We start from the raw sequence: 24,056 nt of genomic DNA on the forward strand, positions 1-24,056 counted from the left end.
ATGGGCTCTATGGCACCATAGTTGATCGACCTTCCTCTCCCAGCCGTAGTATCCAATACCCGTTCTGCACACATTTTCATCAGCTGTGGTGTAGCGCTGATTTTGCGCTACATGGATGGCTAACGAATAGATTTCCGCTACTTCTTTTCTAGAACGCTGATCCGACCAAATAATTGCTGGACGTATAGGAAGGAGATTTCGGTCTATCATTACCAACCCATGCATTTGACCTGAAAAACCGATTCCTTTAATTTTTTTAGAATGTATACCCGTTTTATTCAAGACATGTTTAATCGTCAATACAACCGCTTTCCACCAGACATTAGGATCTTGTTCAGCATAACCGCTCTTTTCAATAATAATTTCATAGCTTTGTTGAGCAGTACCTTTTATGGAGCCGTTCTCGTCCATAATAACAGTTTTCACACTTGATGTACCTAAATCAATGCCCATTAAATAACTCATTTCCCATCCCTCCAACCAATTAAAAAAGGGCTCAGACACTGCCCCGTTGCCTCTTTAAAACCTATTCATATCATTATATTATTGCCGGACAAAGACTTTAAATACTTCAAGCTTTCTTGCAAATCCTCGTCCACTTTTTTGCATCGGCCCCTTCACTTAAATCGCGCCAAATTCTCAAATCTTTGCCAACTGGTCCAGCACTTTTTACAAAAGGTTCCAATACAATTTTTCCATTGTAATTAATATCTTTTAAAGACGTTAAGTCTATATACTTCTTTCAAATACGTGCCATCTTTGTACCAGAACCAGAAGCCTTCGATGCCAAAGGTATCCTAATTTATCAATTCAGGTTAAGAAGGAATCTATTTTTTCGTCAGTCGGTCACTTGATTTGAAAAATCCCCGTCCCGTAACTGGTCCACGAACTCCTGAAGCCAGGTGTAATAGCTGACCGCGTGGCGCAGCTTATACAGGTCCTGTAGGCATTCCTGCCTCTCGTCATCGGCTATGTCCTCTGTAAGCGCAATTTCCGAAAGCTCGGGAATTACCCCGTTGATCGCGACGAGCATGATATCGATTTCCCGCTGTAGTTTTAATGTAAAAAAGTTGCGGAATGTCGTGAAAAAATCGGTCTCCGCCACATATTGATCCTTTCGCTCCTTCTTCTCCTCTAGTTTGGTTATCATTTTGGAATCCAGCAGCGACCGGACGGCATAGCTCATGTTGCTCTTGCTCATATTCATATGGTCTTTCATGTCTTCAAGTGTCATCGGCTTATCTTCAAAAAACATGATACCGTATAGCTTACCGAATGAATGGTTTGCGCCATACAGATCCATCGTCTGTGCGATAGCCTCTATGACCTGGGCGCGCAATTCGTTGCGGCGCGGCACTGGCTCTTGATCCTGCGTGGTTATTCGTCTCATTCCGATACTCCCCTTTGCCCCTTATTATTAACACAGATGTGATCAGATTTACAAAAAAATTAAATAATCTTGACGTTGAGTTAACAAACAAAGTGTATTTTAAGTGTACAATAATTTTTGTACGAAGGGCAATTATCAACCTTTATAAGCCTATTTTATCATGTTTACAATAAAATTTGAACGGAGAATTGCGCCATGACCAATACTGACTAATATTGCTTCGAAGATCAATGAATACTTTAAACCGAATTAAATAGTCCGATTAAGTATAGCTAAGGTAGACGACATACACGAGCAGAATAAACCCAAAACATCGTCAGCAGGATCATTGCGGGTAATGTGAACAGCACCGCCTGAACGTCCCAGAACGATGCCAGTTATGAAAAATTTTGAGGGGGATTTTAATAATGTCAAGTATTAACTTGAAGCTATTGTCAAAAAAATATTCCAATGAAAAAAAAATCTTGGATGATATAAGCTTTAACATTAAAGACAAGGAGTTTCTGGTATTGCTTGGTCCATCAGGATGCGGAAAGTCCACATTGTTAAGGATGATTGCTGGAATTGAAGATATTGATAAAGGCGAAGTATATATTGGAGATGTCTGCGTTAATGAAGTAGAGCCCAAGGATCGAGGAGTAGCAATGGTTTTTCAAAACTATGCCCTTTATCCTCACATGACGGTTTATGAAAATATGGCTTATGGGCTGAAGATAAAGAAAGTAAAGAAGCCGGAAAGAGATGAAAGAATTAAGTCAGCGGCGGAAATTCTGCAAATTGATTCATTGCTGAACCGATTCCCTAGTCAATTGTCAGGAGGACAGAAACAGAGGGTAGCCATCGGGAGGGCTATTGTTAAAGAGCCCGAAGTATTTCTGATGGACGAGCCGCTGTCCAACTTGGATGCAAAATTAAGAAATGAAATGAGAATTGAGATCAAGAAGCTACATGAACGTTTGAATTCCACGTTTATATATGTTACTCACGATCAAGTAGAGGCCGTCACTCTTGGCGACCGAATCGCCATAATGGCGGACGGAAAGTTCAAACAAATAGGAACTCCGATGGAAATTCTAGATTATCCTGTCGATATGTTCGTGGCGAATTTCATTAGTACACCGCCAATAAACTATTTAAATGCCGTTTTGGTTGACCATCATGGACAAGCATTCATAGATATTGACGGCGTTTTATTAGAAACGGGCTTGCCAATAGAATTGATTAACGAAAATCCTAAGGTTATTGCTGGTATTAGACCAGAGCACTGCTTAATTGAAGAGAAGAAAGAGGACACCTTGGAGATGGAAGTAGCGTTTACTGAAATAATTGGAACGGATGTACTGCTGCACCTCATCTATAAAGACTTGAATTTTATTGTGAAGAAGAGCTTTGATCGAATCTATTCAAAAGGTGAAAAGTTAAATGTTGGTATAATTGCAAGCAAATTAAATGTGTTCAATATAAGAACTCAAAAAAATTTAAGGTACTTCGTATGAATGTTCTGGTTTCTCTGGATGGAATTGGATATAAAATATTCGAACGTTATGCGCAGAAATTTATAAATAATGGTTACTCCTATTGCCATAAACTGATCACAACATTTCCTTCCGTTACTTTTAATGCTCATGCTACTGCTATTACTGGAAGTAAGCATGACAAACATTTCGTATTTGACAATGTAATAACTGATTCAAAAACGTTGGAAAGAATATCTTTGTACGGTGATCATTCACTGATTGACAAAGACGATTTGCACAAGCAAACGTTATTTCATTCGTTATCCAAGCATTCATTGACGAGTAGCTGTATTCATTGGCCTCTGACTTCAGGCAACACCTATATTGATTACCTTATTACTGAAGCTAACAGTAAAAAATCAATCCAAGAGCCCAATCCAGTATATTCACTCGACAACATAGCATTAAATAAAACGATTCTAGCCATACAATCAAGCTCTGTTGATTTTGTTGCGTCCAGATTCGTGGGCTATGACGCTCTCGCTCATAAATATGGAAAAGACTTTGATGAGGCGATTGAATATATTCAGCTTCTTGTGGATTACATAGCTCAAATTTATGATGCATTGTTAAAGTTCCAAGCATCATTCAATTTGATCATATTTTCTGACCATGGTCAGAGCGACGTAAAATCTTTCTTCTACCCAAATCAAATATTGGGACAAAGCCCATGGAATCAAAATTTATATAACGACCAAATAAGATTTGTAGGTGACGGGAGTGGTTCACTATTATTTTACAGTTTGTTGGATGATCAGGAAAATAAAAAAATAATCTCTTATTTTACTAATTTTCCTGAAGTTTCTGATTTTGCTTATATTGAATGCAAGAATTATTCCCGCTATAAGCCTGTTGGCATTTTGAATCTGAATCCCAATGTATGCGGCGAGGATATCATGGCAGGAGAACAACCTCAATACGAGGATATGAAAAGCTTACATGGCTATAACCCAACTACTGTCGATGAAATGAATGGATTCTTGGTGTGTATCGGCAGTCAAATTGAGAGAGGGAAATGGATCGAACAAGAAAAAATTGAGAATATTGCACCGACTTTAGCAAGCTTGTTTCAAATACCTCATCATTGTGACGGTAAAGTTATTAAAGAAATCATTAGGGAGAATGAGTAGATGATTAGGTTCATCAATAGAAATTTGAAAGATAACCTATGGGCGATTACGTTATTGATACCGACACTAGTCCCTTTAGCCATATTTTGGATATATCCGTTGATCAAAACTTTTTTAATTAGTTTCACGGATTGGAACTACATTTCACCAACGTATAACAATGTGGGAATAGAGAATTACAAAAATTTTATAGGCGATCAATTTTTTGTGAAGGTGTTAATGAATACGCTGGTATTTACCTTTTTCACCGTTGTGCCACCTATTATCATCGGGCTATATGTAGCTACCAGGTTAAACAAAATAAAAGCACTTCGGAATTTCTTTGTTGCTACAATGTTTTCAGCGTGGATGACACCAACGGTTGTCATTTCGATGGTATGGGTCAGTATTTTTGAAAAAGATACAGGAATAATCAATACCATCTTAAAGGTAATAGGCTTGGAGCCCGTCGAATGGCTAGGGGGACAAACCACCGCGATGATTGTTGTCATCATTGTTACTGTTTGGCAGTATCTAGGACTTGCGATATTGCTACTGACTTCTGCTATGGCGAAACTAGATCCGGAAGTGGAAAAAGCGAATGAATTGGATGGGGGGAGTGGGTTCAGAAAATTATTTAGAATTACGCTGCCGGCAATTTCTCCGATGCTTGTATTTTTGTTTATTCTGTTTACGCTTGATTCTCTAAAAGCATATGACCAAATTTACATTTTAACGCAAGGGGGGCCTTCAGGTGCGACCTCGACAATCCTGTACTACTTTTATGTACTAGCCTTTGAATGGTACGAAACGGGGCCAGCATCAGCATTGGCTATTGTTTTCCTTATAATTTGCCTCTTTATAAGTGCAATCAATTATTTTGTATCAAAATTACTTATTAGAAATTGAGGTGAAATCTTTTGTACTTTGCAAATTTAAAGACGTTCGTAAATTATGTAACGTTGGTTTTGTTAAGCTTTATCATGATTTTTCCGTATTTGTGGATGTTCCTGATATCAGTAAAGCCAAAAAACGAGCTGTACAGCGGCAAGATACTGCCATCAACATTTCAATTTGAGAACTATATTAGAGTATTTACAGAAACCAAGATGCTTTTATATTTATGGAACAGTATATATGTCGGTGTACTGATAATTATTGTTCAATTGCTATGTGCCATTTTTTCGGCGTACGTGTTTGTAACGATACAAAAAAAATGGGTGAAGCTTTGTTTTGTTCTTATTCTGGCAACATACATGCTGCCCGCAGCTATAACCTATATTCCTTCATTTATTCTGATTTCGAATATGAATTTGTTGGATACTCATGTGGGCTATATTTTTAGCGAATTTATAAGTATTTTTGCCATTTTCTTTCTAAGACAATCCTTTATACAGGTGCCCAAAGAAGTGGTACATGCAGCTAAACTGGATGGGGCGGGCCATTTGAGGCTTATTTTCACTATATATATTCCTTATTGTAAAAATGCGATTGCTTCCTTGGTGTTAATTACATTTATATACTGCTATAACAACTATTTGTGGCCTTCATTACTTATCAAGGCAGAGGAGAACATGTTTGTCACGATTGGACTTCGAAGGCTGTTTATGAGTCAGGCAGGCTATGGAACGGATTTCCCGCTTGCTATGGCTGCTTGCGCAGTGTCGTTGTTACCTATGTTTATTCTGTTAGCTGTTTCAAATAAAAGAATAATTAATTCGATGGCTAACCTCTATGTTAACAAATGAAAATGCTAAACAACATTTATCGGGAGGAACTATTTAAATGAGAAACAAGAAAAATAACATAAGAAAAGCATTTCTTTATTTCATAAGTATAGCTCTAATCTTGGTCGGAGTCATTGGATGCTCGCAGAATAATTTAGCAGAAGAAACAGCAGAGCAGGGAACAAAAGAGAAAACGAAAATAGAGTTCTATTACGGCCTTGGAGGAAAACTTGGGGAAACGATGGATATAATCATTAAGGATTTTAACAGCAGTAACGAAAAGTATGAAATTGTTCCTATCGTACAAGGTAACTATAGTGAAACATTACAAACTCTTCAAGCTTCACTTGGGGCTAAAAATCCGCCTGCATTAGCTATTAACGCTTATCCGGAATTCATGAAGCTGGCTCAGAGTAAAGTGTTGCTTCCACTAGATGAATATATCAATCAGTCTGAATATAACAAAAGTGATATTCTGCTACTGGACCAAGGTAAGTATAATAATGAAACTTTAGGTGTGCCGGCATATATAGCTACACAAATGATGTACTACAGAAAAGATATTTTTGAAAAGCACAATGTAGACTTCGACTCATTGGATAGCTTTGAACAATTAGCTGAAGCGGCGAAACTTATTAAGGAAAAAGAAGGAATTACCGGTTGGTCAGTGATGTGGTATACAGAGCATATGATTGATTATGCCAGATCTGCAGGTGGAGATGTCGTAAGTAAAGATGGTAAAACAGTGACAATTGATTCAGAAGAGTGGATCTATGCTTGGGATAATGTTCGAAAATGGATTCATGAAGATGAAATTATGGATACTGTCTACGGTGGTAATGGCTGGGAATGGTGGTACAAAACAATCGATAATGTAATGAATGGCAAATCGGCAGGATACACAGGTTCTTCCGGTGACGGAGGAGATTTGGACTTCTCTAAAGTAGCAACAGGGATGCAAAAAGGATTTAAGGGAAGCGAAGCAAGGCCTGTTGCTGTCTCTGTAATGTTCAATATGTTTAAGGATTCATCTGATGAAGAGAAAAAAGGAGCCTGGGAGTTTGTAAAATTCTTTACTGAAGCAAATCAAACAGCATATTGGGCTGCTGAAACAGGATATATCCCAGTTCGAGACAGCGCTGTAAATACTGAAGTATTCCAAAATAAACTAAAAGATAATCCATACCTGGCAGTTCCAATTGAACAAGTAAAGACAAAAGGTATTCCTCCATTCGTAGATCCTACAGGAGGTAAAATATATGCTGAAATTGAACTGGCAAAAGATAAGGTATTGATTGAAAACAAGCCTGCCGCTGAAGCTCTTAAGGAAGCAAAAGAAAAAGCGCAGAAAGAGCTTGATAAAGTGTTGAATCAAAAATAATAACAGCATAAATCTCCTCGTATAATTTGCGGGGAGAACAATCTAAAACATATAAAAAGGAGATTTTACAAGTGAATAATAATATCAAATTAGCAGTATTTGATTTGGCAGGAACGATTGTGCAGGATAATAATGGAGTTCGGGACTGCCTTTATAAGGCGGCGACAGAATACGGATTAAACGTTACCAAAGATGAAATCAGCACACATATGGGTACGAATAAAATCCATTTATACCAATTTTTAATCGCAAGAACCAAAGGGAACTATATTGACTTTAAAAATTTCGAAGTAGATATCGATGATTCGACACATGATGAAGCTATAAAATTATATCAAAAATATACAGAATATATGATTTCATATTATAACGAAAATTGCCAAGAAATTGAAGGGGCAACAGAAACTCTTAAGTGGCTCAAAGAAAATGGCATTAAAGTGGCGACAGGAACAGGGTTTCATAAGGACATTAATAACGTAATTATGGAGAAGCTAGGCTGGATTAACAGTGGCCTGATTGATTACGCGGTTGACCTTGACATGGTTCCTGAAGGGAAAGGACGCCCGGCTCCGTTTATGATTTTCAAAGCGATGGAAGCCTTGAATGTTCAAAATGTAAGACAAGTCATTAAAATTGGCGATACACCCGCCGATATGCTGGAAGGTTACAACGCAGGCTGTAAAGCTGTTATCGGAGTGACCCAAGGATCGACGCCAATCCAGGTTTGGGGGAAATATCGCCATACACATGTCATTGAAACAGTGAAAGAACTGCCTGAGCTCATCCTGTCCGGTAAAATAGTGTGAAGGAGCCAGTAGAAAAAAAAGCTTTCATAGGTATTGTTCTGCCCAAGTTATTCCCATTTTCACAAACGAACCCTGATCAGATGATTTCAAGTCTCATGAAAATACTGGAAGATCCCTTCTTTACTGCAGTTGAAGTATCGTATATTGCAGATAAGAACGCAAGAGAGCTTGCCAAGAAGTATATGCAGTATAGTTGTGTCGAAACTATCTTCAACGGAGGAGATGCATTTAGAGAGCTTAATATCAATTTAAGCTCTCTAAATCCTGAGATTAGAAGCAAATCCATTGAACAATGCAAGATGCTTATCGATCATTGTTATGAAATGGACGCCAAAATCATGCACATTGTGACCGGGAAATTTGAAGGAGAAGAGTCCAGGGAACATAGCATTAATGCTTTCATTGATTCTACAATAAAACTCTGCAAGTATGCTAAAGATAAAACAACCACGTATGAGCTTTGCATCTCTCTGGAAACAGGGGATCGTTATATGGATCGAAGGTATTTGCTTGGTCCAACGAATGAGGCCGTTCATGTTGCGAGAACAATACAAAGTGAATGCAGCAATTTCGGCCTTCTGCTTGATCAAAGTCACCTCCCGATCATGGGAGAGGACCCCAATAAATCATTATGGCTAGCCAAAGATTTCTTAACACATATTCATATCGGAAATAGTTATATTAAAGACAGGCAAGTCAGTTATTTTGGTGACAAGCATATTCCATTTGGAGTTAAGGATTCTGAAGTGGGCGTTGTTGAACTAATGAATTTCATCAGAACGTTAAACGATATAAACTTTTTTAATAGTCCAAAACCAACAAGAAAGCCGGTAATCACGTTTGAGGTAGGATGTCTAGAACATAAATCTCCACAACTAGTGATTGCAAATATTAAACGTACTTTTTTTGAGGCTTGGGCAAATGCATAAACTGTACAAGGAGTTGTTTTACTTGAACGTATTGATTATAGGATACTTTAACGAACATTCTAAACAGAGAGTGATTTATTCGTTCCCGGATCACTGGAAAATCAGAATTGTTGAACCTGAACATGTTGACGAGTTTATTAGTGATGCGGATGTGTTAATCCCAGAGCATATTAAAGTAAACGAAGCATTATTGAACAAAGCTCGAAATTTAAAGTGTGTTCAAACGGGTGCGGGTTTTGATAATGTTGATATTGAAGCTTGTACAAAAAGAAAAATCTGGGTGAGTAATGCGGCTGGGGTAAATGCAAATGCAGTAGCAGAACATATTATGGCTTTAATTCTTGGTTATTATAAGAACATCTCATTTTTGGATCAATTTATGAAGAATAGAGAAGATGAAACTAAACTGGAGTACGTAGGCGGTGAGTTACTTGGAAAAACAATTGGTACTATAGGTTTTGGGGCCATTGGATCCAGAGTTGCTGAACTGGCAAAAGCCTTTAAGATGCAAGTGCTTGCGTACGACCCGAATAAAAATATTGAAAGTGATGACGTTGAAATGGTTGATTTGAATACACTGATTAAAAATTCTGATGTTATTACAATCAATACTTTTCTTAACGAATCTACAAGGAATTTGGTCGACAAAACGTTCTTGAATAAAATGAAAAACGATGCGTTACTTGTGAATACGGCAAGAGGACCTATTGTATGTGAAGACGATTTGATTGAAGCTCTAAAGAATAATGTGATTGGCGGTGCATGTCTTGATGTATTCACTGAGGAGCCTTTAAGCTTGGACAGTGAGCTAAGAACTTTGAACAATGTTATCATAACCCCTCATACAGCAGGTATGCCTGATGGTACAAAGTTTCATAAAGAAAGGTACCGTTACTTTGTTCAAAATATATTGAAAATACAGAATAATGAAATGCCACAAAACAATTTAAATCAACTAAAAGTGTAAGATCTCGTATAATGCTTTTCATTGCCCTCTTAGCTCTCTTAAAGGAGGGCTATTTTTTATTGTTTAATAGAAGAAACACGACAAAATTCAGCTGTTACTTTATAAGTTTTAGGAGGGTTTTAATTTTCACACCTGCTTAAAAGCAAAGCTGCGCCTAATAACAAGAATAGAGGGATTGTTTTTTGACCATGATTACCGCTCCTTTTCTTTATTTCTCAAGATAATTTCATGTTAACAAAAAAAGCGCTCGTAAACTGAAAAAAAAGCACTCCTGTTTTCAACAGGAATGCTTTTAATGTTGTGTACTAATAAAGTTGTTTAAAAATGAAAGCCGATACTAAAGATAGTGTCGGCTCTTGCTATATACGATACAATTAAGTAAGAATATTCGTTATTCGGATATTAATCGAGGTCGCTGAAACAACTTTTGATTGCTCAATGGAAGCACCAGTTCAAAGGTATTTTGAGGATTTAAAATCAACAGATAAAGAAATCCAATATGAAGCTTATAAGAATTTATTAACTATAACAGAAAAAGAAGTAGACTGGGCATATGAAGTTTGGGATCAATTATTACAAGACCTAAACAATCGTGATAATCATAAAAGATCACGTGCAGCACAAATTCTTTCTAATTTAGCAATAAGTGATCCAGAGAAATGAAAAAGAGGTAAAATAGAGGGAAATAAATGGTTTGATAATCAATGGAGTAAATGGAGCTATTTGTTAAAAAACGGAACAAACAGCTTCATTGTTTTGTAAGTTTAATTCAATAATGTTTTTAAGGGTTTCTTTTTCCAGATAAAATGATGATAAGTAGATTGAGCGATCAGATTAACTATAAATGCAACAGGGTATGCGCACCATATACCTTTGATACCAAGTTCGGTGTAATGCGACAAAAAGTAGGCAGTCGGTACCTCAATCAGCCAAATACTCGCAATTGTAAACAGCGTAGGCCACAAAACAGTACCTGTTGCTCGCATTGTTGCAGACAGAGATTGCATATGACCAAAAAGTACATAACCCCAACATGAAATGACAATAAGGCTTTTGGCAATCTCGATCGTTTCAGCATTAGTTAAAAACACCTTTAAAATGGGATCAGAGAAGAGATAAACAACCAGTATGAGGCCTCCACCAAGGAGATAATTCAGTTTAATCCCTAATTTCGTAATATTTTGGATAGTAGAAGTTTTCCCCGATCCAATTGCTTGAGCAACAAAGACTGAAATCGCAATGGAAATACTCATTGCAGGAATTTGTATATAGCTTACAAGTTGATTCACAATACCATATGCAGCTGTGGCATTGGAACCATAATCGTTGACGAATGTAATGACAGCGACTTCCGACATGGCGATCGCAACCATACTAATACTAGTAGGAATCGCTAATGTCAGTAAGCTTTTTAATATCGCACCTTTTAAATGGAAGTTTTTCAAAATTGTTTGATCGAGTTTCAGCACATGGTTTGTTTTGTGTAAGTATGCTAACAGCAACACAAAGGTAATGAAATTGGATAATACAGCTGCATATGCAGCGCCATTTAATCCGAATTTAGGTAACCCAAGCCAACCGAACATAAGAATCGGTAGCAGTGAGATATTTAACATGATACTAATAACTAAAGAATAAAAGGGCGTTTTGGAATCGCCGACACCCCTCATAAAAGTGGTATATGCTATATACAAGAAAGTAATGGGCAACGTAACAAACAATATTCGAGCATAGTTTACACTTTCAAGAAGGATATTCTCAGGTGTTCCCATCCATTTCAAAATATTCTCTGTAAAGATGCTGCCAAAAATGGTGATCACAACCGAAGCAATCATTGTAAAAGCTAGCGTGACGCCAACGACTTCCTTCGTTTTTGGAATATTTCCCCCACCATAAGATTGCCCAACCAGAATCGAGCTTCCTGAACCAATTCCAATTGCGAAGGATATAAGGAAAAAGAGTAATGGGAAGAATGCCGAAATAGCTGCGAGTGCATTCACTCCAAGTGTTTGCCCAACGATGATAATTCCAAAGACTTGACCTAATGATTGTAAGACACTGGCGAAAATTACAGGGATGAGAAAAGCAATCATAGGTTTAGCTATTGGCATAGCATTATTTTCATTATTAGATTTATTCATTGAAATTTCACTCCTATAAAAGCTGATTTATTTCTTTTTCTGTATAGATGACGTCACTTTCGAATTGCTTTGTGATTTCCCGAAGAACAATCAGTCGTTGTTTTTCTTTCGTAGGAAATTTCTTTAATCGTCCACTTACCCCTTCTGGTAAAAACTTCTTAATGATTTCTTGTTGTTCCTCTTCTGTAACAGCGTATCGATCATCGACCATTTTGGCTGTCTTATGAGGAGGTATAAAGGCTGGCGCATACTCGTCTTTTTCTTTTAATAGTTCCATAATCGCCAAAAAGGTCTTTGCTTGACGTTCCTTCTGTTTTAACTTCTCGTAAGGATAAATAATCCCCTTTTCTATTTTCTTGCCGCATAACAGGCAAATATAAGAATCTTTTTCCTGAATATATCCTTGTTTCAGTTCTGCTAATGAGGCATTCCAAAAAGAATCCGATATCTCCATTATATAAACACATCCAATCAAAGTTTACTGAAATGCAAACATATAATATAAATGTTTGGTTAATAACGAACATATTAATATATAATTTATTTGTTGTCAATTCAATAAACAAACAAATTACATGTATGTTTGTTTATGAACAAACATAATTAAATAAAGTTTATTTCTGATGAACGAAACATAACTCTAAAGAATCTAGTTCAAAATCATAAATTCTAGAAAAAATCAGAAGATATGAATAATAACAAGCATATAAAAAAGTCGATTCCTAATTAGGAAATCGACTTTTTTATATTGATGTTTGCCTAGCGTACAAAATTTCCGAAATGCTGGCGGTACCTCCATTAGAGGTAGTATGCCAAGTTTGTGTACCTCAACCTATCAGCAAAGTAAAGGTCATGAAATCGGCAATTGGCTATTACATTGGGCGTGAGCGGAACATGGGTGTCTAATTATGAACTTTATGAGCATCAAATTTTTATTGTAAAACATATGAAAAATTTATATTTCTAATCCGGCAATTCCGAAGGCGCCGGGACCACCGTGGGTAGAAATGACGGCACCAGCTTCAATCCATGTTACGTGTTTGAAACCGGCTTCTTCAGCGATTTCATCAACCCGCCTTTTAATGCTTTCATCCAGTCCGATTGAATAAAGGAAATACAGCTGTCCTTTATCAATATTGTACTCATTTAAATAATCGCGCATCATTTTCTCTATGACGCGGCTCATTTTTCCGCGATATTTTTTTGTCGATACAAGCTTGCCATCAACTAATTCAATGAGCGGCTTAATTTTCAGCAAAGATCCGCTGAGATAAGCGGCGTTTGAGACACGGCCGCCTGCTCTTAAAAAATCGAGGCTGCCGGGAACGAACGCGAGTCGAGACTGAGGAACCTGTGATTCGATTTTTTCGATTAAACGGGCAGGGTCAATAGAAGGCTCCGCTTTCAGCAGGGAAACAGCATACATAACAATCGCCATCAGTCCGCCTGACACGTTCAAGGCGTCAATAAGAAAAATATCGTCAAATTCTTTCGCTGCGATGGTCGCGTTCTGAAAAGAAGAAGAGGCACGCGACGTGTAGCCGATGTGAATAATGATGCAACCGGGAAAGTCCGCTTTGATCTTCGTGAAAAAATCATGATATTCATTGGAATTGGTGGATGTGGTAGAAGGTATTTTTTTCGTGCGTTCATAGTAGTCATAAATATCGGCAACGGGTATGAAGCCGTCCAAATAATCCTGTCCGTCCATGATGACATGCATCGGGACGACCTGGACACCATATTTTTGAGCTAAATCGCCTCGTAAATCTGCTCCGCTCTCGGTCGAAAAAATAATTTCCCGCATCGTATCTCCTCCTTGTTTGTTTTGCCTTACCCGTTTCTTCATAAAGACTTGAATGTTCCTTCATTAGAACCCGAGGAAACGTGTTCTAATAAGGTGCAGCATTTTTTTATATATTGACGGCAGAATGAAAGCAGGATCCAGGACTGACTGAAAGAACGAATTCCTATCCATAAGTATACAGGAAAGGGAGTATTTTTAAAATTTGTCTATTGAAGCAATCATCAAAGCAGCAATGCCAATTGACACAAGCGTTAAGCAGTATAAATAAAGGAGGGTTATTTGGATATTTGATTTTAAAAGAAGTATGAGTAAAACAAGACTGATTTGATTTACACTATTGAGATTGTGAAGGATTATATTTAACTAATGTAAGCAGAATCGTTGAAAGATGGTATAATTTATTCCAACAACAAAAGAATTTCCAAAAAACACCTAACAGAAATGAGGGAAAGAAAATGATTAATAAAGTTGGTCAAATTATGTTATATGTAAATAACCAAGATGAGTCATTGAAATTTTGGTCAGAAAAAGTAGGATTTAGTATAGTTTCTGAGGAAGATAACGGGCAAGGGTTGAGATGGATTGAAATTGCTCCAACAAAGGCAACAGAAACAAGTATTATACTCCACAATAAGAAACTAATTGCAAAAATGCAGCCTGAATTAAACCTTAATACACCTTCGTTAATGTTTTTCTCGGAAAATCTTGATAGTTTGTATAAAGACTTTTCGGAAAAAAATATCACAGTCGGAAAAATTGTAAGTGTGCCTTCCGGAAGAGTATTTAACTTTGCCGATAATGAGGGAAATTACTTTTCTATAATGGAAAAAAGTGAGTCTAAATAAAAGAGATAAACATCAAAAAGACTAGCAATTATTTTAGTCGCTAACAAGACAAATTAAAAAACCGATTCCATTATAGGAATCGGTTTTTTATAGGTAAGAATATTCTATCTTATTGTTCGTTTCATTCAATTATTGCGTTTTTTTCATTAACAATGAAAGGATAACATTGATGATGGCTAAAATTAAACTTATGTTAAACACAAGTGATGAACCAGATGCAGCAGCTACAGGTAGCGTAGTTCCATCTGCTAAAGAACTTGCTTGTTGTGCAGAGAAAATCGATACCATTATGGCAATCCCAATTGCTCCTGCAACTTGTTGAGATGTTTGAGAAATGGCAATGCCATCTGGATAGTACTGTTTTGGTAATGCATTTAATGTGTTCGTCTGAACAGATGCAAGGACCATACCGATACCAAGCATCATGACAATATGCGTAATTACCATAATCCATAAGGCTGTTTCGGTTCCATATTGTGCATATAAGGCATAACCAATCACAACTAAAATTGTTCCCGGTGTAATGACGGCACGAGGACCATATTTATCAAATAATCGGCCAATCGTCGGGGCAAGTATACAGTTTAATACACTACCTGGTAACAGAATAAGCCCTGTTGTAAATGCAGAAACTAATAACGCCATTTGCATAAACATTGGTAAGACAACGAGCATGGAAAGCATATTTAAAAATGTAATCATATTCATCGCAAGCCCAAGTACGAATTGGGGGTGCTTAAATGCCTTTAAATTTAACATTGGCGTATCCATCTTTGTTTGACGAATCGCAAATAAAATAAGCGCGATGAATCCAACAATGACTGTGCTTAGGACAGTCGTGCTTGTCCATCCAAATTCTCCACCGACACTCACGCCATAAACAACGCCACCAAATCCAATCGTCGATAAAATGACCGATAAAATATCAATGGATACTTTTCTTATTTCATTGACATTCGGAATATAAATGTAACCGAAAATGAGTGAGAATACTAAGAATGGAATCGTAAACCAGAAAATCCAGTGCCACGATAATGTATCTAAAATAAGACCAGCTAATGTTGGACCAAATGCTGGACCAGCTAAAATGACTAATCCCATGATCCCCATTGCACCACCACGTTTATTCGGTGGGAAGATGGTGAAAATAACATTTTGCGTTAACGGCAAAATAATCGCAAGCCCTGCTGCTTGAATGACACGTGCTGTTAATAGCACGCTAAATACGGGTGCCAGTGCAGCCACGATTGTTCCAATAATAGATAATGCTACCGATGTAATAAACATTTGGCGTGTCGTAAATTTTTGCATTAAAATCCCCGTTACGGGCACTAAAATCCCTAGCGTTAAAAAATAACCTGTTGCCAGCCACTGGATCGTGGTCGCATCTACACTAAAAATGTTACTTAGTTCGCCTAAGGCAATATTTAAGGCTGTTTCACTGAACAGCCCGACAAAACCTGCTACTAACAGGGCAGTCATAATAGGCCCTGTTTTAATTTCTTTATTCATGTGTTAAAACTCCTTCAATAAATTGGGTAATATTTTCGATATGGTTCTTAAAGGATCTGTTGATTTTTGCGTTAAACAAAGCATCATCGCACCTTCGATAGAAGCTGTCATGAATAATGAAACAGAGGAAGCGGATTCAATTGAAAAGCCATCTGTTAATAGTTTATTACGGTAGATGTCCTGAATTTTTTCATAAAGTGCTCCACAAGCATTTCTTACAGGTTCACTTAATGATGCCATTTCGCTCACAATACTACTAAACGTATAGCCTGTAATCGTACCGTCTGTTTCCAAGTTCGTAATTAACTTTTCAATCATTGCATGTGTTGCTTCTTGTGTTGACGGATGTTGTTGGAAAATCGATTCAATATCCGTCGTAATCGCTTCATTTAAAGATTGTAGACAAGCAATTAATAATTCTTCTTTTCCATTCGGAAAATGATGATAGAGAGCACCTTTTGTAATATTACAAGCTTTCAATAGTTCATTTAGCCCAACACCCTTATATCCTTTTTGCTGAAAGAGCTTTGTCGCTATGTCGACCATTAGCGATTTTGTATCCATTTTTGATTATTCCTCCTAACATACCGATCGGTCTGTTTACTACTATAACAAAATTATTTCCTATGATGTAAGTGTTTTTTATTCTCTTGTACAAGATGAGCTCACAATTTAGACATAAAAAGGGCGCGTTTGTTCTATATTCGGCTTCCGAAATATCTCTTGAAATCAAGCATCATTAAAAGTGCACTGCACATTTTTACTGATGCTTTTTCATTTGTTCAATTTATTTGGAAAAACCGGAGTTTGTTTAATAGGAAAATGAAAGAAGTCGTATTAAGTTAATTTTTGAAGATTACTTTTATCATTAAAATGAAAGGCTATGTTCTTAAAGATTGTTGCTACAAATATTAAAAAGAGAGGACTTTACAAGAAAGTCCTCTTTCTGCGTCTGTTCTTTTGTTAAAGCCCCCGTTAATTTAAGTGCAGAAATTCACAAATCAGTAGCTTTTTTGTTACTGAGTTAAGAATTGAAATAGTCTAATAAAAAAACGAAAAACACCATTGACAATGCATTAGTTTTTTTATAATCTGACACGATGCACAAAATTAATCAAACGAAATAAAATTCAAAGAATGGGGTGTATCTAATGATTATAAAAGTTGTAGATTATAATCAGAATTGGAGCAGTGAATATCAAAAAGAAGAACAGTCTATTAGGACTATCCTTCAAGAAGAATTGGTGAATAGTTTTCATATTGGAAGTACATCAGTTCCATGTCTAAAAGCAAAACCAATTATTGATATTTTACTTGTAGTCAATGATATTAATAAATTGGACTTGTTTTCTAACCAATTTCAAGATATTGGATATGAAGTTATGGGGGAATTCGGGATCACTGGAAGAAGGTATTTCCGCAAAGGTGGAGATAATCGTACTCACCAAATTCACGCTTTTCAATATAACAACATAGAAGAAATTGAAAGGCACTTAGCATTTAGAGATTACCTTCGCGAACACCCAGAAGTCTGCATACAGTATGGGGAATTAAAGAGCAAACTTGCCGAACAGTATCCAAATGATATTGATGGATATGGCGACGGGAAGGACGATTTTGTCAAAAGTGTTGAAAAAGACGCTATTAAATGGCATTGGACTGTCCGTTAATATTAATTTTCACTTATTAGAAAAAGAAGAGCGTTTTTCGCTTTGAGTATACAAATTTACCTTAGCTTGATGGGCATATGCCTGTACCCCTTCTATGACAAGGGTCAATCTGTTTTTACCCTTGTCATAGTAAGCAACTCGTTCAGTACATTTTCCCTAAGATTATCTTGAATAGGTGCCAAACCAAACATATCGCTGAACCACAAGCCATCTACTGCAAGCCTGATAATGGTTGCTATGACAGGATCCACACCATCTTCTTCAATCTGTTTTTGCCAAAGCTCATAATGTTCCTGAAAAGGTGCTAATAGCTCGGGATCCGAAGTCATAGCTGCTAACAATCCAGAAGTCATTTGTTGCGGATCTTTAAGCGACACTTCAATATATGCACGTAAGGTTTCTCCAGGATCGGTATCTTGGTTCGAAGGGGTGAGGAAACTATCTGTATATCGCTGAATAATCTGGTTAAGTACACCCATAATTAATGCCTTTTTATTCGGAAAATGATACAATAGCCCGCCCTTGCTAACGCCTGCTTCTTGTGCGACATTTTCCAGTGTTAAGCGGCTAACTCCTTGCGTGTTTATAATACGAGAAGTGGCAGCTAACAGTTCTTTTTCCAGTGTGTTTTCTTTCAAAATGATCAATCCTCCAAGATGATATACTCATGATTTATTGTAAACATTCAGTAGAAAAGATGTTGACGCCTGACATTTGGGCATCATGCAAAAGGTCAAATTAAAAATAAAGGAAGAATTAAAATAATTATCAATTTGTCACTCCATTCGACCCCTTACTTTAACAAAGGCTTCTTCAATAATAGAAGAAAAAAGCTTTAGTATACCTTTCACTGTACCGTCTGGAAGGATTTTAGTCAATAAACTACTACTTATGGAATATGTTACAAAATAATAACAAGTTAAATACTTGATAAACCTCTGTTCAAGGGAAGAATCTTGCAAATCATACGAGAGAATACCACGGGAAGATTGGACGGAGGAATATGGGATTATGATATAGCCAAACAAATTCTTAAAGAGTACGAGCTGAATGGTGCCTATGCGATGGGCAGCGTACGAGTCGCGTTAACAGATTTGTTTTCGGGAGCGCTGATCGAAACGAATGAAGATAAGTTAGACACTGGTGAGCACTTCAGTAAGGGGAAGGTATTATTTAAATATTCACTAACAAGTTTTGGTGAAGACCGAATGCGGGATACAGGAATTATCTAATTAAAAAAGGAGAGGGTTATATGCCAGAAATAAGCGAGTCTTGGGGCTTTGCATCTGCTCCCTATTTATCAATAATTGGAATCACTGTAATGTCCTCAATATGTCTGACTATAGCTAGGTCATATGTGACTAAAATATGAGATGTTGGTAGTTGGATCCGTTGAATAGGATAAGAGCCGCCTCAAAGAGGAACTTCTTGAGGTGGCTTTTTCTCACTTTTAAGGTGTAGCCCGGGAATAGGATCAACAGTGAATATACAATGATATTCTACATCGATCATTCATTTAACATTTCAAAAAGAGTAGGTTAGGAAAAGGGGAATAACATGGGGTGGATTTTGCTTATTTTAGGTATTTTCATAGGAATTATAGGAGCAACGTCAATGAAGTTATCAGAGGGTCTTACAAAACTGATCCCTTCTATCTCTATTTTTGTTTTCTAAGGACTTAGTTTGACCTTAGTGACATTATCCTTTTACGAACAATTCGTTATGAGAGTCCAACACCTTACTGACAGACTAATAAAGCTCTAAAGAATGAAGTAGCCCAATTTAATACAGCTGCTTCATTTTTCTTTTTTTATTTCGCACAATCCAAAAGTCTTTAAGAAAGTAATCAGCAAAAGAAGGATTTGCGGTACTACTGTTTCCCAAGTAGGATATAACCCAATCCCTTCGATGAAAGAAAACTTGATCACCTTAGTTTCGGTTTCGCAAGATGAACTAGGATTAGAAGGTAAAGGGCATTAAATAAAAGAAGGACTAGTGATTTCATCCATAATTTTAATTTTGTCACAACCAAACTTAGGAATCAAGATGAAGAACCAACCGTTATAACACAATGAGGTATATTTTCACAGTGAAATAATAGTTCTTGTTCAATATAATATTAACAGGCATATTTTAATTAAAATAACATATCAGTATTGGTTAATCAACCTTAATAGGAGTACATAAATGAATAAAAAAGCCGATGATTGTTTTATTGATGAACTGCTGATTTCCCTCCAAGACGAAAGAATCATTGAAAAGATAAATGAAATAATAGAAGCCGACACATTTAATCAAACGAGGGAAACCAACAAGTTATTGAAAGAAAAAGAAGAAGAAATTGCAAGGTTCCAACAAGAGCTTGACTCAAAAAAGAGGGAAATCATTGACTACAAAATCAAGATCAACGAGCTAAATCAAAAGATCGATTCCTATCTTTATGAATTGCAAAAAAGAAGGGCAGATTATCAAGAAGCAGAAGAACTTTACAATTCTATTCAGCACTTATCGGAAGAAACAAGAAACTCATTAAAAAGAATTTTTAAAGGTACAACGGTGCAAGATTTTATTTTTTGTGGTGTGCAATACGAAAATATCTCATCTCTATGGGATTTCATTAAAAATGAGGCAATGGAAGGTAGGGAGCACGAAAGAGAAACCTTGATTGCTATTTTTCGGTATTTCTTTCAAGCTTACAGTAAAACGTATGATACCCCTTTATATAAAACGCAGGAAGTGCAAATTAATGATGTCTTTAGAGAAGATCTACATATAAGGGCCAGCGATAGCAAAATATCTGGAAACATCACGGAAATACTACTACCAGGGTACATAAGCATTAATGGTAAAATCATAAAAAAATCAATTGTAAAGATATAACGGGCAATAAATAGAAGAACAAAGAAGGAGAAATTGGGATGACATCGATTATAATTCCTGAACTTGAGAAAGGTATTGAAGAAGTTTTACTTGTGCAATGGTACAAACAGCCTGGAGACTATATTGCAATGGGCGACTATTTAGCAGAAATTAGCAACGAGGAGATCCGCCTTGATCTCTTTTCAGAAAGAGAAGGCATCCTTAAAGAATTATATGTAGCTGAAGGAGCTTTAGTTAGGATCGGTGATGTAGTAGGTAATATGGAATCCGGTGATTCTATATTAGTAGAATCCTTAATGAAAGTGGAAGAAAAAAAAGCAATAACTGTTGAAAAAACCCTCGATAGAGTAACAGGTTTGGATGAAAAAAATTCGGGAGGGAGTTCTATTCATTTAATGGATAACAACGAGATGCAGATTCAATATTCACCTGACATACAAACAATGCCAGTTTCCTCCATTTCAATGACCTATAAAGAAATGAGATCCTTAATTAGCCATTTATATCGGGTAGCGGAAGAAACTTTTTTTACAGACGAATCGGGCCTTTTTCAAGATATCAAAAAGATTCTTAGCTCTAGATGGGTTTATATGAGCAATGTAAACGTTGTCTATGACCATAGCATTGCAGCCTTATTTCCGTATAGAGCTCAATATAAGTTAATGGACGAGGATTTTGACTACAAAAAGCACCTGGACTTTTCAGGCTTTGAAGGCGACGCTATGACATATGAAGAAGTCAGGAAAAGTTTTGATACGAGAGATCATCCTATATTTAAGGATATATTAGCCTTACACGATTCTTACATGAGTAAAAACCCTTCCGTTTCAAGGCTCTTTACAAATGCAACAACGAATTCAGATAAATCAATTGCATTCAAATTTAACGAGTACGACATTAAAAGTTTTGATGTAGTGAATCAAAAAACCGAATCATTGGGGAAAGGGTTTTTTATTCCTATTTTCCGCCTAAACGGAAAAAACAGCTCTGAGATCAGTGACAAAATGGCTCTGCATCTATGGTTGAAAAATGGATTAGTACCGAGTGAATTAAGTGGAGAACATCAAGAGGCTTATGATTATTTGCTAGCGTTATATCGATTAAAGGACTTAGATCATGATGACTTTCATGAAGAACTTTCATCAACCCGTATCGATTCCAAGTCATATCTTGAGAAACTTTTAAACTCTGAAAAGGTAAGGGCTGACATCGATCGGTATGATGAAAAGATGTTAACAGATCCAAACCGAGGACATTGGGATTTGTGGCCATACCTTACTGAAGAGAAACCCTTAACTATAAAACTGAACGATGAAATAATGGCAAGAAACCCTAAGATGGACATTAAAGATGGCGGCCTCATAGGAATTGATTTTGGTACAAAAAGTACAGTTGTAGTTCATCAAGAAGAAAATGATTTCACCCTTCCTATGCGTGTTGGTGTTGGTTACTTTAACGATGAAGTAAAAGATTGGCATTATGAAAACCCTACAGTGATTGAATTTATTGATTTAGTAAGTTTTTTTGAGCTTTATCAAGAAAAAGCAGGAAGACCCGACACGGTGTGGCAGGATGTCACTGTTTCCCATACCGCTTTTAATAGCTTAATGAATGGCAAAAGTGACCATTATTATTCAATACTGAATGATTTAAAGCAATGGGCCGGAGACAAGAAGAAACATCTTAGATTAAAAGACAAGGTGGGATATGATATCATACTGCCATCTTTTTTGAACTTAACAGATCAGGAAATCAACCCCATTGAGTTATATGCCTACTATCTCGGTTTATATATCAACAATCAGCATAATGGGATTTACCTGGACTACACATTATCTTTCCCTGTCACGTATGAAAGAGAGGTAAGAGAAAAAATTCTTCAAAGTTTTGAACGTGGGTTAAAAAAGACGCTTCCTATTCCGATCCAGCAAGACGAAGAAATTATGAAAAAATTTCGTGTAACGGGCGGTGCAAGTGAACCCGCCGCATACGCCATTTGTGCTTTACAAGAATATGGATTTGAACCAGAAGAGGATGAAAAAACTTTTTATGGCGTGTTTGATTTTGGTGGGGGGACAACGGATTTTGATTTTGGTATTTGGCGTGAAGCTGGCCTTAAGGAAAGAAGATATGACTATGTAATTGAACATTTTGCAGCGGGCGGAGACCGTTACTTAGGTGGAGAAAATATATTAGAACTTTTAGCATTCGAAGTGTTTAAAAAGAACCAAAATACGATGCGCGAGCTTAACATATCCTTTATCCTCCCGTTAGAATGCACGAAATTTCCTGGAAGTGAAATATTGATTAACGAGTCACAAGAATCAAAATTAAATACAAAACAACTGGTAGAAGAATTAAGGCCTCTCTGGGAAAGGCATGAAGGGTATGAAGAACATTTTGAAAAAGGAATGATTCGAGTAGACCTATTTGACAAAGCCGGCCAATCGAAACCGAATGTAGAACTTCTGGTCGATAAAGAGGAAATGGAACAAGTTATTATGAAAAGAATTGAAAAGGGGATCAAAAATTTCTTTGACTCCTTACGCCGCGCTTTTGATCGATCGGAGACCAGCAAAATCAATAAAGTAAATATTCTGCTTGCGGGCAATTCAAGTAAATCTCCTGTCGTCATTAATTTGTTTAACAGATTCATAGAAGAAGAAGCACAGAACATCCATAAGCTGAATGAGTTTTCTGATAATCTTTTTGAAATCTTTCCACCACTAGGGACAGATGCCGCTTATCTCAAACAAGAGGAAAGAGGCATATCTGTTGACAGACATGTCCTAGGGAGCCCGACTGGAAAGACGGGGGTTGCCTTTGGGCTGGTACAGAGCAGAAAAGGTGGAAGGATAAAAGTTATTGACCATAACATTGTGAATGATGAAGCGAAATTCAAGTATTTTCTCGGTATGGGGAAAAAGGGAAAATTTAAAACGATTATTGACCGAGAAGAAAGTTATAACAAATGGCATTTATTCATTGATGCGTCGGAAGAAGATTTTGAAATTTACTATACGAGCCTGCCGGAAGCCAGCACAAATCAGCTTGGTATTAAGCAAATCCAGCGGAAAAAGCTCCGAATTGAGTATGTAGATGATTCGGCTTTTGTTTACATTCGAAGGGTAAGTCCAACTGTTCTTGAATATGTCGTCGCGTATGAAGACTCGATTTTAAACGAGGCCTATTTAAGTGAAATAACCAAAGTGGAGTTGAACTGATGGTTCGGTCAAAGATCTATGCAACTTTTCATTTTTCAAAATTTCCAGAAGCTACAACAGCTGGTAAACGGGTTGCTGGCGGACCAACAATTTAAAGCAGACTTTTAGGTTCTGGTGCAAAAACTTCAAGACAGTTGCACCAGAACCGAGA

The 24,056-nt window shown here is 36.8% G+C and carries 23 protein-coding genes; 15 read left to right on the plus strand and 8 right to left on the minus strand.

Going from position 1 to position 24,056, the window contains the following annotated elements; all coding sequences use genetic code 11:
• A partial coding sequence (locus AWH49_RS08375) for an FGGY family carbohydrate kinase (RefSeq protein ID WP_244886786.1) occupies nt 1–465 on the minus strand: 465 nt, incomplete at its 3' end.
• Nucleotides 466–838: 373 nt separating this feature from the next.
• Nucleotides 839–1,390, minus strand: a complete 552-nt coding sequence (locus tag AWH49_RS08380; protein WP_063965318.1) for a GbsR/MarR family transcriptional regulator — start codon at nt 1,388–1,390, stop codon at nt 839–841.
• A gap of 407 nt (nt 1,391–1,797) precedes the next feature.
• Here AWH49_RS08380 and AWH49_RS08385 point away from each other — a divergent pair, with 407 nt between their 5' ends.
• From AWH49_RS08385 to AWH49_RS08425, 9 genes are all read left to right on the plus strand, one after another.
• A complete protein-coding gene (locus tag AWH49_RS08385; protein WP_063965319.1) occupies nt 1,798–2,886 on the plus strand; it encodes an ABC transporter ATP-binding protein in 1,089 nt (362 codons plus the stop codon).
• Complete coding sequence (locus tag AWH49_RS08390) at nt 2,883–4,037, plus strand: alkaline phosphatase family protein (protein WP_063965320.1); 1,155 nt, start codon at nt 2,883–2,885, stop codon at nt 4,035–4,037. The genes AWH49_RS08385 and AWH49_RS08390 overlap by 4 nt, the downstream gene beginning before the upstream one ends.
• A complete protein-coding gene (locus tag AWH49_RS08395; RefSeq protein WP_063965321.1) occupies nt 4,038–4,925 on the plus strand; it encodes a carbohydrate ABC transporter permease in 888 nt (295 codons plus the stop codon). It abuts the gene before it with no gap.
• A 200-nt stretch (nt 4,926–5,125) separates the two neighbouring features.
• Nucleotides 5,126–5,764 carry a carbohydrate ABC transporter permease gene (locus tag AWH49_RS08400; RefSeq protein ID WP_280512815.1) on the plus strand — a complete coding sequence of 213 codons (639 nt, stop codon included), beginning with the start codon at nt 5,126–5,128 and terminating at the stop codon, nt 5,762–5,764.
• Between the two features lie 37 nt (nt 5,765–5,801).
• A complete protein-coding gene (locus AWH49_RS08405) occupies nt 5,802–7,124 on the plus strand; it encodes an ABC transporter substrate-binding protein (RefSeq protein ID WP_063965323.1) in 1,323 nt (440 codons plus the stop codon).
• A 71-nt stretch (nt 7,125–7,195) separates the two neighbouring features.
• Nucleotides 7,196–7,930, plus strand: coding sequence for an HAD hydrolase-like protein (locus AWH49_RS08410; protein WP_063965324.1), 735 nt, complete (start codon nt 7,196–7,198; stop codon nt 7,928–7,930).
• Nucleotides 7,927–8,859 carry a sugar phosphate isomerase/epimerase family protein gene (locus tag AWH49_RS08415; RefSeq protein ID WP_063965325.1) on the plus strand — a complete coding sequence of 311 codons (933 nt, stop codon included), beginning with the start codon at nt 7,927–7,929 and terminating at the stop codon, nt 8,857–8,859. The genes AWH49_RS08410 and AWH49_RS08415 overlap by 4 nt, the downstream gene beginning before the upstream one ends.
• A gap of 22 nt (nt 8,860–8,881) precedes the next feature.
• Nucleotides 8,882–9,826 (plus strand): NAD(P)-dependent oxidoreductase, encoded by a 945-nt coding sequence (locus AWH49_RS08420; protein ID WP_063965326.1) that lies wholly within the window; start codon nt 8,882–8,884, stop codon nt 9,824–9,826.
• 438 nt (nt 9,827–10,264) lie between these two features.
• Entirely contained in the window at nt 10,265–10,489 is a 225-nt protein-coding gene (locus AWH49_RS08425; RefSeq protein ID WP_063965327.1) for a hypothetical protein, read from the plus strand.
• Between the two features lie 101 nt (nt 10,490–10,590).
• Here the strand turns inward: AWH49_RS08425 and AWH49_RS08430 are convergent, their stop codons facing one another.
• The 3 genes from AWH49_RS08430 to AWH49_RS08440 all read right to left on the minus strand — a co-directional run bounded on the left by AWH49_RS08430 (nt 10,591) and on the right by AWH49_RS08440 (nt 13,774).
• Nucleotides 10,591–11,967, minus strand: a complete 1,377-nt coding sequence (locus tag AWH49_RS08430; RefSeq protein WP_063965328.1) for an MATE family efflux transporter — start codon at nt 11,965–11,967, stop codon at nt 10,591–10,593.
• A 13-nt stretch (nt 11,968–11,980) separates the two neighbouring features.
• Complete coding sequence (locus AWH49_RS08435) at nt 11,981–12,421, minus strand: DUF2087 domain-containing protein (RefSeq protein WP_063965329.1); 441 nt, start codon at nt 12,419–12,421, stop codon at nt 11,981–11,983.
• Nucleotides 12,422–12,922: 501 nt separating this feature from the next.
• Nucleotides 12,923–13,774: a DegV family protein gene (locus tag AWH49_RS08440; protein WP_063965330.1), complete on the minus strand. Its 852-nt coding sequence runs from the start codon at nt 13,772–13,774 to the stop codon at nt 12,923–12,925.
• Nucleotides 13,775–14,229: 455 nt separating this feature from the next.
• Between AWH49_RS08440 and AWH49_RS08445 the strand changes: the two genes are divergently transcribed.
• Complete coding sequence (locus tag AWH49_RS08445) at nt 14,230–14,619, plus strand: VOC family protein (RefSeq protein WP_063965331.1); 390 nt, start codon at nt 14,230–14,232, stop codon at nt 14,617–14,619.
• Nucleotides 14,620–14,748: 129 nt separating this feature from the next.
• Here the strand turns inward: AWH49_RS08445 and AWH49_RS08450 are convergent, their stop codons facing one another.
• Nucleotides 14,749–16,131 carry a DHA2 family efflux MFS transporter permease subunit gene (locus AWH49_RS08450; RefSeq protein ID WP_063965332.1) on the minus strand — a complete coding sequence of 461 codons (1,383 nt, stop codon included), beginning with the start codon at nt 16,129–16,131 and terminating at the stop codon, nt 14,749–14,751.
• A gap of 3 nt (nt 16,132–16,134) precedes the next feature.
• Complete coding sequence (locus tag AWH49_RS08455; RefSeq protein WP_063965333.1) at nt 16,135–16,695, minus strand: TetR/AcrR family transcriptional regulator; 561 nt, start codon at nt 16,693–16,695, stop codon at nt 16,135–16,137.
• Nucleotides 16,696–17,282: 587 nt separating this feature from the next.
• Here AWH49_RS08455 and AWH49_RS08460 point away from each other — a divergent pair.
• Nucleotides 17,283–17,801 (plus strand): GrpB family protein, encoded by a 519-nt coding sequence (locus tag AWH49_RS08460; protein ID WP_063965334.1) that lies wholly within the window; start codon nt 17,283–17,285, stop codon nt 17,799–17,801.
• 104 nt (nt 17,802–17,905) lie between these two features.
• On the opposite strand, the gene AWH49_RS08465 is transcribed toward AWH49_RS08460, so the two are convergent.
• Complete coding sequence (locus tag AWH49_RS08465; protein ID WP_034285078.1) at nt 17,906–18,439, minus strand: TetR/AcrR family transcriptional regulator; 534 nt, start codon at nt 18,437–18,439, stop codon at nt 17,906–17,908.
• 351 nt (nt 18,440–18,790) lie between these two features.
• On the opposite strand from AWH49_RS08465, the gene AWH49_RS08470 reads away from it, so the two are divergent.
• The 4 genes from AWH49_RS08470 (at nt 18,791) to AWH49_RS08480 (ending at nt 23,905) form a co-directional block, all read left to right on the plus strand.
• Complete coding sequence (locus tag AWH49_RS08470; RefSeq protein ID WP_211268388.1) at nt 18,791–19,033, plus strand: hypothetical protein; 243 nt, start codon at nt 18,791–18,793, stop codon at nt 19,031–19,033.
• 325 nt (nt 19,034–19,358) lie between these two features.
• The gene (locus AWH49_RS19085) at nt 19,359–19,475 is read left to right on the plus strand and encodes an SMR family transporter (RefSeq protein ID WP_342341784.1); all 117 of its coding nucleotides are present in this window, start codon (nt 19,359–19,361) and stop codon (nt 19,473–19,475) included.
• A 513-nt stretch (nt 19,476–19,988) separates the two neighbouring features.
• On the plus strand, nt 19,989–20,681 hold the full coding sequence (locus tag AWH49_RS08475; RefSeq protein ID WP_063965336.1) for a coiled-coil domain-containing protein: 693 nt from the start codon (nt 19,989–19,991) through the stop codon (nt 20,679–20,681).
• 38 nt (nt 20,682–20,719) lie between these two features.
• Complete coding sequence (locus tag AWH49_RS08480) at nt 20,720–23,905, plus strand: biotin/lipoyl-containing protein (protein ID WP_063965337.1); 3,186 nt, start codon at nt 20,720–20,722, stop codon at nt 23,903–23,905.
• Nucleotides 23,906–24,056: the final 151 nt, after the last annotated feature.

Source organism: Domibacillus aminovorans, from assembly GCF_001643235.1.
GTDB lineage: Bacteria > Bacillota > Bacilli > Bacillales > Domibacillaceae > Domibacillus > Domibacillus aminovorans.

Excerpts from the sequence above, each read along its gene's own strand:
- AWH49_RS08380 (WP_063965318.1), bottom strand. The coding sequence starts at position 1,390 with ATGAGACGAATAACCACGCAGGATCAAGAGCCAGTGCCGCGCCGCAAC.
- AWH49_RS08385 (WP_063965319.1), top strand. The coding sequence starts at position 1,798 with ATGTCAAGTATTAACTTGAAGCTATTGTCAAAAAAATATTCCAATGAA.
- AWH49_RS08390 (WP_063965320.1), top strand. The coding sequence starts at position 2,883 with ATGAATGTTCTGGTTTCTCTGGATGGAATTGGATATAAAATATTCGAA.
- AWH49_RS08395 (WP_063965321.1), top strand. The coding sequence starts at position 4,038 with ATGATTAGGTTCATCAATAGAAATTTGAAAGATAACCTATGGGCGATT.
- AWH49_RS08400 (WP_280512815.1), top strand. The coding sequence starts at position 5,126 with ATGCTTTTATATTTATGGAACAGTATATATGTCGGTGTACTGATAATT.
- AWH49_RS08405 (WP_063965323.1), top strand. The coding sequence starts at position 5,802 with ATGAGAAACAAGAAAAATAACATAAGAAAAGCATTTCTTTATTTCATA.
- AWH49_RS08425 (WP_063965327.1), top strand. The coding sequence starts at position 10,265 with ATGGAAGCACCAGTTCAAAGGTATTTTGAGGATTTAAAATCAACAGAT.
- AWH49_RS08430 (WP_063965328.1), bottom strand. The coding sequence starts at position 11,967 with ATGAATAAATCTAATAATGAAAATAATGCTATGCCAATAGCTAAACCT.
- AWH49_RS08435 (WP_063965329.1), bottom strand. The coding sequence starts at position 12,421 with ATGGAGATATCGGATTCTTTTTGGAATGCCTCATTAGCAGAACTGAAA.
- AWH49_RS08440 (WP_063965330.1), bottom strand. The coding sequence starts at position 13,774 with ATGCGGGAAATTATTTTTTCGACCGAGAGCGGAGCAGATTTACGAGGC.
- AWH49_RS08445 (WP_063965331.1), top strand. The coding sequence starts at position 14,230 with ATGATTAATAAAGTTGGTCAAATTATGTTATATGTAAATAACCAAGAT.
- AWH49_RS08450 (WP_063965332.1), bottom strand. The coding sequence starts at position 16,131 with ATGAATAAAGAAATTAAAACAGGGCCTATTATGACTGCCCTGTTAGTA.
- AWH49_RS08455 (WP_063965333.1), bottom strand. The coding sequence starts at position 16,695 with ATGGATACAAAATCGCTAATGGTCGACATAGCGACAAAGCTCTTTCAG.
- AWH49_RS08460 (WP_063965334.1), top strand. The coding sequence starts at position 17,283 with ATGATTATAAAAGTTGTAGATTATAATCAGAATTGGAGCAGTGAATAT.
- AWH49_RS19085 (WP_342341784.1), top strand. The coding sequence starts at position 19,359 with ATGGGGTGGATTTTGCTTATTTTAGGTATTTTCATAGGAATTATAGGA.
- AWH49_RS08475 (WP_063965336.1), top strand. The coding sequence starts at position 19,989 with ATGAATAAAAAAGCCGATGATTGTTTTATTGATGAACTGCTGATTTCC.
- AWH49_RS08480 (WP_063965337.1), top strand. The coding sequence starts at position 20,720 with ATGACATCGATTATAATTCCTGAACTTGAGAAAGGTATTGAAGAAGTT.